The organism is Promicromonospora sp. CA-289599 (assembly GCF_050936155.1).
Classification (GTDB): Bacteria; Actinomycetota; Actinomycetes; order Actinomycetales; family Cellulomonadaceae; genus Promicromonospora.
This window is the reverse complement of the sequence record NZ_JBNJNI010000001.1, coordinates 4,169,568-4,184,007: the sequence shown is the minus strand read 5'-3', so window position 1 is coordinate 4,184,007 and position 14,440 is coordinate 4,169,568. Positions and strand designations below refer to the sequence as shown.

Below are 14,440 nucleotides of genomic sequence, written 5' to 3'. Positions count from 1 at the left end.
GCTTGGCCGCACAACCGAGCGATATCTCCAGGGCCTCCACACAGGGTGAAGTCCGGCGTAGGGTCGGCAGCGTGACAGACGTGAGCGACGAGGCCCGCAGCGACACCCCCGAGAAGAGCCTGCGCGTGGGGCCCCCGAAGAGCAGTGCGGCAGGGGTGCCCGGGGTGGTCCATGGCCTGGCCCACGTCTTCGGGGAGGCGGGGGTCGCGAGCGGCTTGCGCACGCTGCCGATCCTGAACCAGCACGGCGGCTTCGACTGCCCCGGCTGTGCGTGGCCCGAGCCCGGCAAGCCGCACCTCGCCGAGTTCTGCGAGAACGGCGCCAAGGCGGTCGCCGAGGAGTCCACCCGCAAGCGCGCGGACGCGACGTTCTTCGCCCAGCACCCGATCTCCGAGCTGGCGACCTGGACCGACCACCGGCTGGGCAAGTCCGGCCGGCTCACCGAGCCCATGCTGCGCGACGAGGGCGCCGACCACTACCGGCCCGTGCCCTGGGCGGAGGCCCTCGACCTGGTCGCGGCCGAGCTCCGCGGCCTGGACTCGCCGGACCAGGCGGCGTTCTACACGTCGGGCCGCACCAGCAACGAGGCGGCGTTCGTCTATCAGCTGCTGGCGCGCAAGCTCGGCACGAACAACCTGCCGGACTGCTCGAACATGTGCCACGAGTCCTCGGGCACCGCCCTGGTCGAGACGCTGGGCATCGGTAAGGGCAGCGTGTCCCTGGAGGACATCACCGACCACGCCGACCTGATCGTCGTCGTCGGGCAGAACCCCGGGACCAACCACCCGCGCATGCTCAGCGCGCTCGAGGAGGCCAAGGACCGCGGCGCGCGGATCGTGGCCATCAACCCGCTGCCCGAGGCCGGACTGCAGACCTTCAAGAACCCGCAGCGGGTGCGCGGTGTGGTCGGGGCGGGCACGAAGCTCGCCGACCGGTTCCTCCAGGTCCGCCTCGCCGGCGACCTGGCCCTGTTCCAGGCGGTCAACCGCCTGCTCCTGGAGGCCGACGACGACGCCCGCACCGCCGGGCACCCAGGGGTGCTCGACCGCGAGTTCATCGACGAGCACACCTCCGGCTTCGCCGAGGCGGCGGCCGCGTGGCGCAGCCTCGACTGGGCCGACGTCGACGCGGCGACCGGCCTGGACCGGTCCGAGATCGAGGACTTCGTGGGCGACGTCCTGGCCTCCGAGAAGATCATCGTCTGCTGGGCGATGGGCCTCACCCAGCACAAGCAGGCGGTCGCGACGATCCGCGAGGTCGTGAGCTTCCTCCTGCTGCGCGGGAACGTCGGCCGCCCGGGCGCGGGTGCCTGCCCGGTACGTGGGCACAGCAACGTGCAGGGCGACCGCACCATGGGCATCTGGGAACGGCCGACCGAGGCGTTCCTCGACGCACTGGCCACGGAGTTCGACTTCGAGCCGCCGCGCGCCCACGGGTACGACGTCGTCGACACGGTCCGGGCCCTGCGCGACGGTGCGCTCAAGGTGTTCATGGCGGTGGGCGGCAACTTCGCCGCCGCCACCCCGGACAGCGCCGTCACGGAGGCCGCGCTGCGCGACGTACCGCTCACGGTGCATGTCTCGACCAAGCTGAACCGCTCGCACGTCCTGCCCGGCAAGCGGTCCCTGATCCTGCCCTGCCTGGGGCGCACCGAGCGGGACCGCACAGGCGGCCGCGAGCAGGTGGTGACCGTCGAGGACTCGATGAGCGTCGTGCACACGTCGCGGGGGCGGCTGGACCCGGCGTCCGAGCACCTGCGCAGCGAGACCGACATCCTCTGCGACCTCGCCCGCCGCACCCTCGGCCCCGAGGACGAGACGCCCTGGGAGGAGTTCGGCAGCGACTACTCCCGCGTCCGCGACGCGATCTCGCGTGTCGTGCCCGGCTTCGACGACTTCGAACGGCGGGTCGCCGAACCCGGCGGCTTCGTGCTGCCGCACCCGCCGCGCGACGCCCGCCTGTTCCCGACGACGACCGGCAAGGCGAACTTCACGGTCAACGACCTCGAGGTCGTCCAGGTCCCCGAGGGTCGCCTGCTGCTCCAGACGGTGCGCTCGCACGACCAGTTCAACACCACCGTCTACGGCCTCGACGACCGGTACCGCGGCATCAAGGGCGGACGGCGCGTCGTGTTCGTGCGTCCCGAGGACCTCACGGCCCTCGGTTTCGCCGACGGCGACACCGTGGACCTGGTCAGTGAGTGGCCCGCCCGGGACGGCAGCACGGAGGAGCGCCGCGCCCAGGGGTTCCGGGTCGTCGCGTTCCCGACGGCGCGGGGCTGCGCGGCGGCCTACTTCCCGGAGACCAACGTGCTGGTCCCCCTGGACCACACGGCGAAGGGCAGCAACACCCCGGCCTCCAAGTCGATAGTCATCCGCCTCGACCAGAACCGCTGAGTGCTGGGTATTTGCCTTCCACACGCATCCAGGAGGACAAATACCCAGCACTCAGCGGGGTGGTCAGGCCGTCAGTGGGCGGTCGCCTTTTCTGCGCCCGCGCCCGTGAGGGAGCGGACCTCCATCTCGGCGTACTTCTCCGGGTGCGACTGCTCCTTGCTCAGGTACGTGCCGACGATGCCGAGGACGAACGCGAGCGGGATGCTCACGATGCCCGGGTTGTCGAGCGGGAACCAGTGGAAGTCGATGGCCGGGTTGCTGATCATCGACTTGCTGAGCCCGGTGACCGGGTCGGCGGGCTTGCCCGACACGACCGGCGAGAAGATGATCAGGATGATCGTCGAGCTCAGGCCGCCGTAGATGCTCCACAGCGCGCCGGACGTGTTGAACCGCTTCCAGAACAGGGAGTAGATGATCGTCGGCAGGTTCGCCGACGCCGCGACGCAGAAGGCCAGCGCCACCAGGAACGCGATGTTCTGCCCGTTGGCGAAGATTCCGCCGACGATCGCGATGATGCCGATCACCACGACCGTCCAGCGGGCCACCTTGACCTCGCCGTCCGGTGCCACCTGACCCTTCTTGATGATCGAGGCGTAGATGTCGTGCGCGAAGCTCGTCGCCGCCGTGATCGTCAGGCCCGCCACCACCGCGAGGATGGTCGCGAACGCGACCGCCGCGATGATGCCGAGCAGGATCTCGCCACCCAGCTCGAACGCGAGCAGCGGAGCAGCGGAGTTCTGCCCGCCCGGTGCCGCGAGGATCGCCTCGGGGCCGACGAGCGCCGCGGCGCCGTAACCGAGCACCAGGGTGAACAGGTAGAAGATGCCGATCAGCCAGATCGCCACGACCACGGACTTCCGGGCCTCCTTGGCGGACGGCACGGTGTAGAACCGCATCAGCACGTGGGGCAGACCCGCGGTGCCGAGCACCAGGGCCAGCGCGAGGGACAGGAAGTCGAGCTGGGACAGTGCGGTCGCCCCGTACTGCAGGCCCGGCTCGAGAATCGCCTCGCCGTTCTCGCCGGCCATGTCCACGGCCCCTTGCATGACGGCCGACAGGTTGAAGCCGAAGAGCGCGAGCACCCAGATCGTCATGGCCCCGGCGCCCAGGATGAGCAGCGTCGCCTTGATGATCTGCACCCACGTGGTGCCCTTCATGCCGCCCACCAGCACGTACAGGATCATGAGGGCACCCACGACGGCGATGACGACACCCTGGCCGGCCTTGTCGGTGATGCCGAGCAGGAGCGCGACGAGCCCGCCGGCACCGGCCATCTGGGCCAGCAGGTAGAAGAACACCACGGCGAGCGTGGAGATCGCGGCGGCCAGCCGGATCGGCCGCTGCTTGAGCCGGAACGACAGCACGTCCGCCATCGTGAACTTGCCGGTGTTCCGCAGCAGCTCGGCGACCAGCAGCAGCGCCACGAGCCAGGCCACGAGGAAGCCGATGGAGTAGAGGAAGCCGTCGTAGCCGTTGACGGCGATGGCGCCCGCGATACCCAGGAAGCTCGCCGCGGACAGGTAGTCGCCGGCGATGGCGACGCCGTTCTGCGTGCCCGTGAAGTTGCGCCCGCCAGCGTAGAAGTCGGCGGCGCTCTTGTTCTGCCGGGACACCCGGAAGACGATGATCAGCGTGACCAGGACGAACGCGGCGAAGATGCCGATGTTGATCCAGATGTTGCCGACGTTCGTCGCCGCTGCCGCGGCCATGACGGTCCCGTTCACAGCGCGCCCTCCTCGATCTCTTCGCGCAGGGCCTTGGCCCGGGCATCGAACTTGTTGTTCGCCCACCGCGCGTAGAGCGTGGTGATCACGAAGGTGGACACGAACTGCAGCAGCCCGAAGACGAGACCGACGGTGAAGTTGCCACCCACGCGGATGCTCATGAAGTCGTGTGCGTACGTGCTCATGAGCGCGTACAGGAGATACCAGACGAGGAACAGCGCGGTCATCGGGAAGACGAAGTTCCGGAAGGCCTTGCGGAGGCTCTGGAACTCTTCCGATCTCTCCACGCGCTGATAATCGGTTTCTGTCGGGCCTGAAGCCCCTACGTCACTCATGACGCCTCCATTGGCTCATGGGGGCGCGCGCCTAGCCCGCGACCCGGTGCGCCCTTCGCACCGGGGCTCAATGTGCCCTATTTCACATGCCCGGGGCAAACGACTCCCCGCAGGTCACGAGGTCAGCGCCGCACGTACTCCAGGTCGGCGATCTCCCGTCCGGCCTGGTGAGCCTTGCGTTCGAACCCGGTGAGCACCCGCCGCTCGAACCGCGGGGCGACGCCGCCGGGCCCGTGCGCGTTGGTGAGGTCGGCGTCCGCCTCCAGCACCTCGACCATCTGCTCGGCGTACTCCGCCCAGTCGGTCGCGAGCCGCAACGTCCCGCCCGGACGCAGCACGCGGGCCGCGAGCGCCGCGAACTCCGCGGTCACGAGTCGGCGCTTGTGGTGGCGCGCCTTGTGCCAGGGGTCGGGAAAGAAGACCCACAGCTCGTCCACGGACCCGGCCGGGAGCGTGGTCTCGAGCAGCTCCGCCGCGTTGGCCTGCACGAGCCGCAGGTTGGGCAGCCCGTCCTGGCCGAGGGCCGCACCGGCCCGCTCGGCGCGCGCGATCGTGTGGGCGAGCCCTGGCTGGTAGACCTCCACGGCGAGGTAGTCGCGCGCGGGGTCGGTGGTGGCCGCCTCGACCACGGCGTCGCCGAGGCCCGAGCCGATCTCGACGACGAGCGGGGCCTGGCGTCCGAAGACCGCCTCGGCGTCGAGCACGAACTCCGGGTCCACCGAGGTGCGTGCGACGGCCCGGGGGACATCGACCAGGTAGGCCCCGTGCCTCGCGGCCCACATCCGCTTCTGCTTGTCCGTGAGCCGGCCGGACCGGCGCACGAACGACACCGGCTTGGTCCGGAATCCCGCCAGCTCGGGCCGGTCCGCGGCGTCGGGCTGGTGGGCGGCGTCGGGCTGGGGAGGTACGGGCTGGCTCACGGGTAGAGCGTACGAGGTGGCGGCCGAGCGTTGCGTATCCGCAAGGATTCGGGACTCGCCGTGCACGCCTGCGGTGGCAGGCGACAGCCTGGGGGCGGACGCCCGGACCACCCAGCGAAGTCAGGACCGATCATGCTCGCCGCCGCACCCGCCATCGACGTATGGCAGCCGAGCGAGCATCCATGACCGAACGCGACTCCTGCTCCCACGTCGGGCTCGACGGGCGCCGGATGGTGGTCGAGCTGTCCGACGGCGACCTCGCACGGCTCACCGCGATAGCGCACCGACGCGGTATCGACGGCCCGGAGCTCGTCCTCGAGTGGATCCGGCGCGGAATGAGCAACCGCATCTGGGCCGAGCCGGACGAGCGCCACGCCCTGCCCGACCGGGTGGCGCGGGACGTCGAGGTCGCGCGGCGGTCCGAGGATCTGTTCCGGGATCTGCTGGGCGGCCCTGCCGATCCCGACTGATCCGCAGGGCCGTCAGATCCGGCCCACCTCGGACTCGAGCATCGCCACCGCCTCGGCCGGTTCGAGGTCCCTGACCAGGACCCGCAGGGTGAGGCCGTCGGCCAGGGCGAGCAGGCGCCTGGCCTGCTCCAGGGCCGCCTGGTCAGCGGCGTCACCCGCGGCGCGGCGGGCGCCGTCGGCACGGTCGGCACGGTCGGCCTGGATCAGCCGCACGCACTCCTCCTCCGCCCCCCGTCGGGCCTCGGCCAGCACCTGGCGGACGGCGGAGTGGTTGATCGACTTCGCCACGTAGGCGTACCAGACGCTGACGCCCATGCGGCCGGTGTCGTCCCGCGGGATCTGCTGGCTCACCACGTGCAGCAGGCGCTCACGCGGTGCAGCTTCGGCGGTCTCCTGATAGCCGCCGTGCGCGCTCTGGACGAGCGCGGTGCAGCCGGCCAGGACGAGCGCCTCCTTGGTGCCGAAGTAGTGCTGGATCCGGCCCATCGAGACGTCGGCGGCTGCCGCGACGTGCCGCAGGCTGACGCCCTCGATCCCGTGCTCGGCGATCACCAGCCAGAGCGCATAGACGATCTCCCAGCGACGTTCCTCGTGATCGACCACTTTGGGCATGCGCCCAGGGTACCCAATACGGTCGCATCGTAACGTGTTACGATGCGACCGTATTGCAAAAAGGTCGCACTCCGAGAGGACCCTCCGATGCGCAAGAACCACACCGGACCGAAGCGCCGCCGGTGGCCGGTCGTCCTGCTGGCCGCCCTGGCCGCGGTCTCGACGAGCGGCCTGGTGCTGCTCCTCGCGACCAGCAGCCCCGGCGTCGGCCACTTCCGCACACCGGAGGCGCGCAAGGCCTACGAGGACGCCTACGCCGAGGCCCTCGGCCACCTGCCCGAACCCACCGAGACACACGACATCGAGACGATCTTCGGCACGGTGCGCGCCTACGCCTGGATCCCGGAGGGGCGGGCGGACTCCACCCCCGTCGTCCTGCTGCCCGGACGCTCGTCCGCAGCGCCCATGTGGGGCGACAACCTGCCCCACTACATCGAGCACCGCACCGTCTACGCCTTCGACGTCATCGGTGACACGGGCATGTCCCAGCAGACCGTCCCGATGCGCGACGTCGGGGACGCGGCCCGCTGGGTGGACGAGGCGATGGCGAGCCTCGACCTCGACCGGGTACACCTGGTGGGCCACTCGCAGGGCGGCGGGCTCGCGGCCGCCGTCGCACTGCGGTACCCGGACCGCTTGGCCAGCCTGACGCTGCTCGAGCCGGTCCTGACCCTGAGCGCGCTACCGCTCTCGGTGGTGTTCGCGAGCATCCCGGTCTCGCTGACGTTCCTGCCGGAGTCGTGGCGCGAGGCGGCGCTGAACGAGATCGGCGGGGTCGAGGACGAGGAGGTCGATCCCGACGACCCGCTCGCCCGGATGATCAACGTCGGCGCCGAGGGTTACAGCTCGTCAGGGCTGCCCAACCCCGTTCAGCTGACCGATACGGAGCTGAGGAGCCTGCCCATGCCGGTGTACGTGGGAATCGCGAGCGGCTCCCCGCTGGCCGGCGGCGAGGCAGGTGCGGAGAAGGCGAGGCTGATCCCGGACGCCCAGGTCAAGGTCTGGCCCGACACCACGCACTCCCTGCCGATGCAGGTGGCGCCGGCGCTGGACGCGGAGCTGGAGACGTTCTGGGCGGCGCATCCCTAGGAATCCGCGGCAGGCGCCTATCCCCCTCGTCGTTGCCTATATGCAACAAAGCGCATCTTCGCGCGCGAACTCCTCACCGTGGCGGAACGATAACCGTCATGAGAGCACGAAACAGCACGACAGACCTCCGCTCGTCGACAAGCGAGCGCCAAAACCCTAACGATTCCGTTAGGGTTTTGTCCTGGAGGTGGATCTTGAGTGCACAGGAACTGCTGTGGAACGCGGCGCTCGACCAGCACGGTTTTGTCACACTGTCCGACGCGCGTCGGCTCGGTGTCAGCACTGACGCAGTAGTAATGCTCGCTCACCGGGGCAAGATCCAGCGGGTCGCCACCGCCGTCTACCGCTTTCCGAGGTTCCCGGCGGGACCTAACGCGCCCTACATGCAGGCGGTGCTCTGGACGGGCCATGATCAGGCCTGCCTGAGCCACGACACGGCGCTGGCCTTGTACGAGGTCAGCGACATCAATCCTGACCGCGTCCACCTCACTGTCCCGCGGAACTGGCGCATCCGACGCTCGGGGGGCGACCTGTACGTCGTTCACCACGAGAACCTCACAAAGAGTGAGATCGGCTGGTGGGACGAGATCCCGGCGGTCACGCTCGCGACAGCCATTCGACAGTGCATCAGCAGCGGCACTCCCACCTACCTTCTCCGGCAGTCGCTGGAGCGAGGGCTCGATACCGGACGGCTCAACGCTGCCGACCAGCAGGACTTGGCCCGCCGTCTGGACGAGCGAGAGTGACCGCGGAGAGCCCCATCACGCTGGTCGGCTCCCTGCCAAGCCGAGACAAGGAACCGACGAACGCGCGTGTCCTGGACGCCTGGATCGCGGCCGCTCAAGACACGGTCAGGCTGGACAGCGGCCGCCTCGGCTGGCTCGTCGCGTCAACCGTCGTGGTCGCAGCACTGCAGCGTGCAGTCGGGGCCCCCAACCGGCCGACCTTCCTCCTTAAGGGAGGAACATATCTCCAGCACCGCCTAGGCAGCTCAGCCAGGCCGACCAAAGACGTCGACGGCGTCATCAGAGGTGACATCGATGAGTTCATCCATCACCTCGACGCGATTCTGGCTGAGCCGTGGGGTCCACTGGCACTTGAACGTGGGCCCGTCGAGATCATCGACACCCCGGTCCGTGTCGTGAAGCCGCGCCGGTTCGACGTCCGGCTGAGCCTCCGTGGCAAGGTCTGGCGACGCATCCAGGTCGAGATCGCGCCCGCTGAGGGTTCTGCGACCCTGGAGCACGATCTGATCCCGGCGCCGCCCCTCGACTACTTCGGGTTGCCCTCACCCGATCACCTGCTCGGCATCGCCCTGCGCTACCAGATCGCACAGAAGTTGCACGCGTGCTCCGACCCTCACGACCCACCTGTCACAAGGAACGACCGGGCACGTGACGTCGTCGACCTGCTCGCGTTGAGAGACCTCGCAACACTTGAAGGTGCGGTGACGCTTCTCGATCTGCGCAGTGCGTGTACCGACGTGTTCACCGCGCGCGCCTGCGATGCCCAGGCACTTGGACGCACGATCCGCCGCTGGCCGTGCTCGGTGGTGGCTCATGCGCACTGGAAACAGGACTTCGCCGCCGCGGCAGCGGCCATCGGACGCTCCGACCTGACGATGGAGGTCGCCGTTGCCGATCTCAATTCTTGGGTTGCGGCGATCGAAGCTGCCAGGTAGTTCGCTCAACGTAGGGGTAGTTGCTCCATGGGCGCTCAGAGGGCGACCACCCCTACGTTCGACGGATCACAAGCGGCTGGGCCTACGTTCGGCAGGCACTCACAGGGCCGGCGTCAGGCGTTCCGCCACCCAGTAGAGGGCCACCACCACGATGCCGGCCGTCGTTGTCCCGAGTGCCCAGGCGGCGGTCCGCGGGGCCCGGGCGCGCAGGAGCACCAGCAGCGGGAACACGACGGCGATGATGCCGAGCTGCACCGCCTCGATGCCCACGTTGAACGACAGCAGCGACCACAGCAAGGTCCACGACCAGGCCGCATCGATGCCCAGCGCGCCCGCGAACCCGACGCCGTGCACCAGACCGAAGACGAACACGCCGGGCAGCCGCCAGCGGTCCCAGCCGGTCAGCGCGTCCTGGGTCCCGGCCGGGGCTCGCCCCCGCCAGATCAGGTAGAGATCCACTGCCGCCACCACCGCGATCGACGCGGCGATCACCGGCTCGACCACGATCGCCGGCACGGAGACCACGCCGAGGGCCGCGAGCAGGAACGTCACCGAGTGCGCGACGGTGAACGCCGTGGCGGTCCACACGACGTCGCGCAGGCGACGGGCGCCGATCAGCAACGCCAGCAGGAACAGCACGTGGTCCAGCCCGAACAGCAGGTGCTCCCCGCCCAGCACGAAGAACTCCCCCACCTGCCTGAGCAGGCGGTGCTCCCCCGTGGTGAGGGTGGGCGACGCCGCGGTCAGCACCGCGGAGCCCTCCTCCTCGTCGAGCTCGTACCGGATGATCGTCTCGGTCGAGTGGACGAACGACTCACCGTCTGGGAACAGGGCGCTGGAGACCTCGTGCACACCCTCCGGCTCGCCGCCGTCGCACACGAACGTGTACGTGAGCGAGGCATAGGCCCGCTCCCCGCGCTCCACCACGTCGGCGGCGTCGAGCGCCGGTGCGCACGGTTCGCCGTCGTAGGTGACGACGAAGCGGTCGGTGACGTACCCGTCCACCTCAGCCTCGTGCTCGTCGAGCTGCGCGAGCTGGTCCGCCCGCCCGGTCGCCTCGTACGCCTCGGCCCGCAGCCAGGCGGACTTCATGAGCAGGTCGTACTCGAGGTCGAGCACCGCCGTCACGTCCGCCGCCGTCGGCCCGCCTCCAGCAGAGGACGCAGCCGGGGCCACCTCCGCGTAGACGTCGCTCGTGGCGTCGTGCGCCCACGCGACCTGCCCGACGGCGGGGCTGCTCACCACTGCGAGCAGCCCCGCCAGGGCCAGTGTCCGGCGGAGCCTCAACGGCGACCCGTGGTGAAGTACGCCGGCGGAGCCGTCGTCGTGCCGCCACCCGCGGTGCGGGCCGTGACGAACCAGGCATAGGTGCGGTCCGGCTTGAGGCCCGACCACCGGACAGCGGCCACCTCACCGGACCGGACGGTGTCGCTGCCGATCCGGCGCACCGGGTCGTACAGCACCACCGAATCGGTCGTGAACGACGTCGTGCGAGAGGTCAGGTCGACCGGCAGCACCATGTTGTCCTCGAGGCCGTTGTACCGGTGCTCGGTGTCGTACTCGGTGGCACCGAACTCGCCCAGCAGCGGCGAGTAGGTGTCGATGGACACCTCGCCGCGGTCGACGTCGAACTGCAGCATCCGGAAGAAGGACGCGCCGAGCTGGAGCTGGTCCGTGGGGTCGTACCCACCGATCTGAGTGAGCCCGAGCTGGTCCGCGGACACCGTGTAGAACTGGTAGTCCGCGAGGAGCTCCACCACGCCGCCGCCGATGTCGCCGACGACGGGCGGGCGCACGTTGGTGCCCACGCCGTGCCGGTGCCCGGCCAGCACCATGAACACGTTCGGGTTGTCCTTGACGAGCAGGTTGTACAGCAGCGGCCCGTCCGACCCGCCGAAGTTCGCCCCACGCCCGTCGGGCGACGACGACGGCTCCAGGTAGTCGTGCGTGAGCAGGACGCCGTTGCGGTCGGAGTAGCGGTCGAAGATCGACGCCGCCCACTCGGCCTCGTCCCGGGTCACGCCGTAGGACAGACCGACCACCACGAAGTCCAGGCCACCGGCCGAGAACAGGTCGTAGTGGTTCTCGTTCGAGCCCGGCGTCATCGAACCGCCGTAGGTCGCGTCCTCCCAGTCCTCGGCGAGCGCCTCGTAGCGGTCCGGCCCGAAGTGCTCGTCGAACAGCTCAGGGTCGGTACCCGACTGGTTGTCGTGGTTACCGGCGACGACGCCGTTCGGGATGCCCGCCGCGTCGATCCGCCCCTGGGCCTCCGACGCGAACTCGAACTCGCCGACCACCTGCTCCTCGCGCTCCGGCGGGAACGCCCGGATGTTGTTCTCGACGATGTCGCCGGTATGCGCCACGTAGGCGATCTTGCGCTCCTCGGCGTTGTCGACGATCCAGTCCATGACGCCCGTGTAGCCCTTGGCCCAGACGGCGCGCTCCTCGGCGGTCTCCTGCTCGACGGCGCCCTCGGTCAGGTACTGCGTGTCCGTGTAGTGGACCATCGAGAAGTCGTACCCGGCAGGGTCGGCGAAGCTGTTCGGGTCCCCGGGGTCGATGTCGTCGGCGAAGGGGTCCTCGCCGGTGACCATCGCGTGGACCTTGCCCCGCTCGACGTAGTCGCGGGTCACGGTGCCTTCGAGCACGGTCGCCCCGTCGACGGCGCCGCGTGCCGAGGCCACGACGTCCCAGGCGTCGGTGTCGGGGTTCCAGGCCCGCAGGCTGACCAGGCGGGCCGGGTCGGCGGTGCCCTCCCAGCGCAGCACCGGCGCCTCGACCTTGCCGCGCACCGGCACGTCGAACCGCTGGTAGGTGACGTCGCCGGACGCCGGCGAGTCCGCGGACCGGCCGTCGCCCGGCTCCAGCGCCCGGGTGCTCAGCTTCTTCTCGCCCCGCACGCTCAGCGTGCTCGGGACCTCGGTCGCCTCGCCCTGCCAGGCCTGGCTCGGCGTGAGGATCTCGGCGCTGGAGAAGGTAGCGGTGACCCGGCCGTCGTCGGGCTCGGTGACCGTCGCCTTCAGCGTCGCGGTGCGTCCAACACCCGAGGTGCCCGACGCCGGTGCGACGTCCGCCGGCACGTCGGGGATCCCGGCGCTGACGAACCCGATCTCGTGGGTGACCTCGTTGCCGAGGCCGTCCGTGGCCGTGACCGCGAGGACGTGGTCACCGGCGGACAGACCGGGACCGACCGGGTCGCCGACAGCGATCGGGTCGCCGTCGAGCGTGATGTCCGGGCCCTGTACCACCCCGGAGACATCGTCCACCGTGACGGCGAGCGGCGCGCTCGAGGTGAGGCGGTCGCTGTCGGCGGGGGTGGCCTCGACGAGCTCGGGGCCGGTGTTGTCCGTGAACAGGGCGCGGGTGGCCCGCTCGCCGGTGGTGGAGGTCGCGGCGAGCTCGTGCTCGCCGTCGGGCAGCTCGGCGGTGTCGAGCTGCGCGAGCAGGCCGCGCGCGGGGGCGTCGACGTGGAAGACCCAGTCGACCTCCACCTCGGGGTTCACGCTGCTGCCGCAGTTGCCGTCGCCGATGTTGTGGCTCGTGCGCATGCTGACGTGCGTCGCCGTGCCCTCGGCGGGGATCATTTCCGGGGAGGACAGCGCGTAGTCGTCGCGGTTGTCGCCGCACGAGCTGCCGTACAGGGTGCCCGCGACGACGTCGATCCGGTTCCAGCCCGCAAGAAGCCACTCGTTCGGGAGAGTGATCTCAGCCCGCTCGGAGACGTAATCCCGCTCGTCCATCGTCAACCTGTGGCCGTTGACCAGCAGGTACGAGTGGTACCGCGCTTCCATCGAGTTGGAGCCGATGTCGAAGGCGAGCACGGCGTCGCCCGCGCCGAGCGAGTCGTGCAGCGTGACGGCCGGGGCGTCGATCGTGTAGGTGAGCGCGACCTCACGCAGCAGGCTGTCGCTGGTTCCGCAGCTCCCGTCGCCCAGGTCGTAGGAGTCGGCCACGTCGTGGCCCGTGACCGTGGCGCCGTCGAGCGTCAGGTCCAGTCCGGAGATCTCGAAGTCGTCACGGTTGGTGCCGCAGGACGAGCCGTAGTCGCCGGTCACCACAGTGACCGAGTTGTCGCCCGGAACGAGCAGGCTCGCGGGGATCGTGACGTCCACGCGCTCGTTCGCCCAGTCGCCGCCGAGCTCGACCCGCGAGCCGTTGACCAGCAGGAAGTTGTGAAAGGCGTCGTCGATCGAGTTGGCACCGACGTCGAACGAGAACGTGGCAGCGCCGTTGCCCAGGGAGGGCACGGCCGCGGGCTCCTCGCCGTCGAGCACCAGCTCGGCGACCGAGCCGTCGGCACCCGCCGGGCGGGCGGCCGCCACGGCCACCGTGCCGTTGGCGAGGGTGCCGTCGGCCGGGGTGAGGCGCGGGGCGCCGACGGGCGCGTTGTTCACGCGGACCTGGTGGGCCGTCGTGTCGCCGTCCGCCGTACGGGCCTCGATGGTGTGCTCGCCATTGGTCAGCGTCGTGGTGTCGAGCTCGGCGCTGAGACCTGTGGTGCCCTGCGGGTCACCCTGCACGAAGAACGAGAGCTCGGCCCGCAGGAGCAGGTTGCCGTTGGTGCCGCAGCTGCCGTCACCGAACGCGTAGGTGTACTCGTTCTCCTCGCCGTCGGCCGTCTCGCCGAGCGGCTCCAGCGTGAAGTCGGAGAGCACGAAGTCGTCGTGGTTCGCGCCGCAGCTCGTCTCGAACGTGCCCGCGGTCACCGCGACGGTGTTCTCACCGGTCACCAGGTACTCGTTGGGGATCTCCAGCTCGACGCGCTCGCTCACGGCCTCGGGCAGGTAGATCGGCTCCGAACCATTGACCGTCAGGTAGTTCCGGTACCGCCCCTCGGTGGAGTTGCTCCCGACGTCGTAGCCGAGGAGCGACGTGCCGAGCGTCTCGGTGGCACCCGGCACGTCGACGCCGTCGACGGTCAGGCGTTCGACGTCGTCACCAGGCGCGACCGGTTCGGCCGCGACCGGAACGGTCCCCTCGAGGAACTCGCCCTCGTCAGGTGTGAGGACGGGGCCACCCGCCGCCGGTTCAGCCGGCTCGTGCGGCGTCGTCGCGACCGCACCGGCCGGGGTGCTGCCGGTCTCCGCGGGGGCGGCGGACGACGACGTCGCGGCCCACCCCGTCATGGCGAGCGTGACCGCTGTGACCGCCGCGACGAGACCGGCCTGCTGCCGACCTCGCTGTTTCCTGGTGACTGGCCGCATGGCCGTCCT

General features: G+C 70.0%; 11 protein-coding genes. 5 read left to right on the top strand and 6 right to left on the bottom strand.

What is annotated here, in order from left to right:
- Window positions 1-71 precede the first annotated feature (71 nt).
- Window positions 72-2,396 carry an FdhF/YdeP family oxidoreductase gene (locus ACQEVI_RS18600; RefSeq protein ID WP_432901477.1) on the top strand — a complete coding sequence of 775 codons (2,325 nt, stop codon included), beginning with the start codon at window positions 72-74 and terminating at the stop codon, window positions 2,394-2,396.
- A 71-nt stretch (window positions 2,397-2,467) separates the two neighbouring features.
- On the opposite strand, the gene ACQEVI_RS18595 is transcribed toward ACQEVI_RS18600, so the two are convergent.
- The 3 genes from ACQEVI_RS18595 to trmB form a co-directional block, all read right to left on the bottom strand.
- Window positions 2,468-4,105, bottom strand: coding sequence for a solute symporter family protein (locus ACQEVI_RS18595; RefSeq protein WP_432906006.1), 1,638 nt, complete (start codon window positions 4,103-4,105; stop codon window positions 2,468-2,470).
- A gap of 11 nt (window positions 4,106-4,116) precedes the next feature.
- The gene (locus ACQEVI_RS18590; RefSeq protein WP_432901475.1) at window positions 4,117-4,455 is read right to left on the bottom strand and encodes a DUF485 domain-containing protein; all 339 of its coding nucleotides are present in this window, start codon (window positions 4,453-4,455) and stop codon (window positions 4,117-4,119) included.
- Between the two features lie 122 nt (window positions 4,456-4,577).
- The gene (gene trmB / locus ACQEVI_RS18585; RefSeq protein ID WP_432901473.1) at window positions 4,578-5,375 is read right to left on the bottom strand and encodes a tRNA (guanosine(46)-N7)-methyltransferase TrmB; all 798 of its coding nucleotides are present in this window, start codon (window positions 5,373-5,375) and stop codon (window positions 4,578-4,580) included.
- A gap of 182 nt (window positions 5,376-5,557) precedes the next feature.
- On the opposite strand from trmB, the gene ACQEVI_RS18580 reads away from it, so the two are divergent.
- Entirely contained in the window at window positions 5,558-5,845 is a 288-nt protein-coding gene (locus ACQEVI_RS18580) for a hypothetical protein (RefSeq protein WP_432901471.1), read from the top strand.
- Window positions 5,846-5,857: 12 nt separating this feature from the next.
- Here ACQEVI_RS18580 and ACQEVI_RS18575 read toward each other — a convergent pair whose 3' ends face one another.
- The gene (locus ACQEVI_RS18575) at window positions 5,858-6,457 is read right to left on the bottom strand and encodes a TetR/AcrR family transcriptional regulator (RefSeq protein WP_432901469.1); all 600 of its coding nucleotides are present in this window, start codon (window positions 6,455-6,457) and stop codon (window positions 5,858-5,860) included.
- Window positions 6,458-6,544: 87 nt separating this feature from the next.
- Between ACQEVI_RS18575 and ACQEVI_RS18570 the strand changes: the two genes are divergently transcribed.
- From ACQEVI_RS18570 to ACQEVI_RS18560, 3 genes are all read left to right on the top strand, one after another.
- Window positions 6,545-7,546 carry an alpha/beta fold hydrolase gene (locus ACQEVI_RS18570; protein WP_432901467.1) on the top strand — a complete coding sequence of 334 codons (1,002 nt, stop codon included), beginning with the start codon at window positions 6,545-6,547 and terminating at the stop codon, window positions 7,544-7,546.
- A gap of 98 nt (window positions 7,547-7,644) precedes the next feature.
- Window positions 7,645-8,292: a type IV toxin-antitoxin system AbiEi family antitoxin domain-containing protein gene (locus ACQEVI_RS18565; protein WP_432901465.1), complete on the top strand. Its 648-nt coding sequence runs from the start codon at window positions 7,645-7,647 to the stop codon at window positions 8,290-8,292.
- The gene (locus ACQEVI_RS18560; protein ID WP_432901463.1) at window positions 8,289-9,227 is read left to right on the top strand and encodes a nucleotidyl transferase AbiEii/AbiGii toxin family protein; all 939 of its coding nucleotides are present in this window, start codon (window positions 8,289-8,291) and stop codon (window positions 9,225-9,227) included. The genes ACQEVI_RS18565 and ACQEVI_RS18560 overlap by 4 nt, the downstream gene beginning before the upstream one ends.
- Before the next feature lie 99 nt (window positions 9,228-9,326).
- Here ACQEVI_RS18560 and ACQEVI_RS18555 read toward each other — a convergent pair whose 3' ends face one another.
- Window positions 9,327-10,514 (bottom strand): HupE/UreJ family protein, encoded by a 1,188-nt coding sequence (locus ACQEVI_RS18555; RefSeq protein ID WP_432901461.1) that lies wholly within the window; start codon window positions 10,512-10,514, stop codon window positions 9,327-9,329.
- Entirely contained in the window at window positions 10,511-14,431 is a 3,921-nt protein-coding gene (locus ACQEVI_RS18550) for a metallophosphoesterase (RefSeq protein WP_432901459.1), read from the bottom strand. Before ACQEVI_RS18550 ends, ACQEVI_RS18555 begins: the two co-directional genes overlap by 4 nt.
- Between the last annotated feature and the right edge of the window lie 9 nt (window positions 14,432-14,440).

What these genes read in the sequence shown, in the direction of transcription:
- ACQEVI_RS18595 (WP_432906006.1), bottom strand. Translation starts at nt 4,105, where the DNA reads ATGGCCGCGGCAGCGGCGACGAACGTCGGCAACATCTGGATCAACATC.
- ACQEVI_RS18590 (WP_432901475.1), bottom strand. Translation starts at nt 4,455, where the DNA reads ATGAGTGACGTAGGGGCTTCAGGCCCGACAGAAACCGATTATCAGCGC.
- ACQEVI_RS18580 (WP_432901471.1), top strand. Translation starts at nt 5,558, where the DNA reads ATGACCGAACGCGACTCCTGCTCCCACGTCGGGCTCGACGGGCGCCGG.
- ACQEVI_RS18575 (WP_432901469.1), bottom strand. Translation starts at nt 6,457, where the DNA reads ATGCCCAAAGTGGTCGATCACGAGGAACGTCGCTGGGAGATCGTCTAT.
- ACQEVI_RS18570 (WP_432901467.1), top strand. Translation starts at nt 6,545, where the DNA reads ATGCGCAAGAACCACACCGGACCGAAGCGCCGCCGGTGGCCGGTCGTC.
- ACQEVI_RS18565 (WP_432901465.1), top strand. Translation starts at nt 7,645, where the DNA reads ATGAGAGCACGAAACAGCACGACAGACCTCCGCTCGTCGACAAGCGAG.
- ACQEVI_RS18550 (WP_432901459.1), bottom strand. Translation starts at nt 14,431, where the DNA reads ATGCGGCCAGTCACCAGGAAACAGCGAGGTCGGCAGCAGGCCGGTCTC.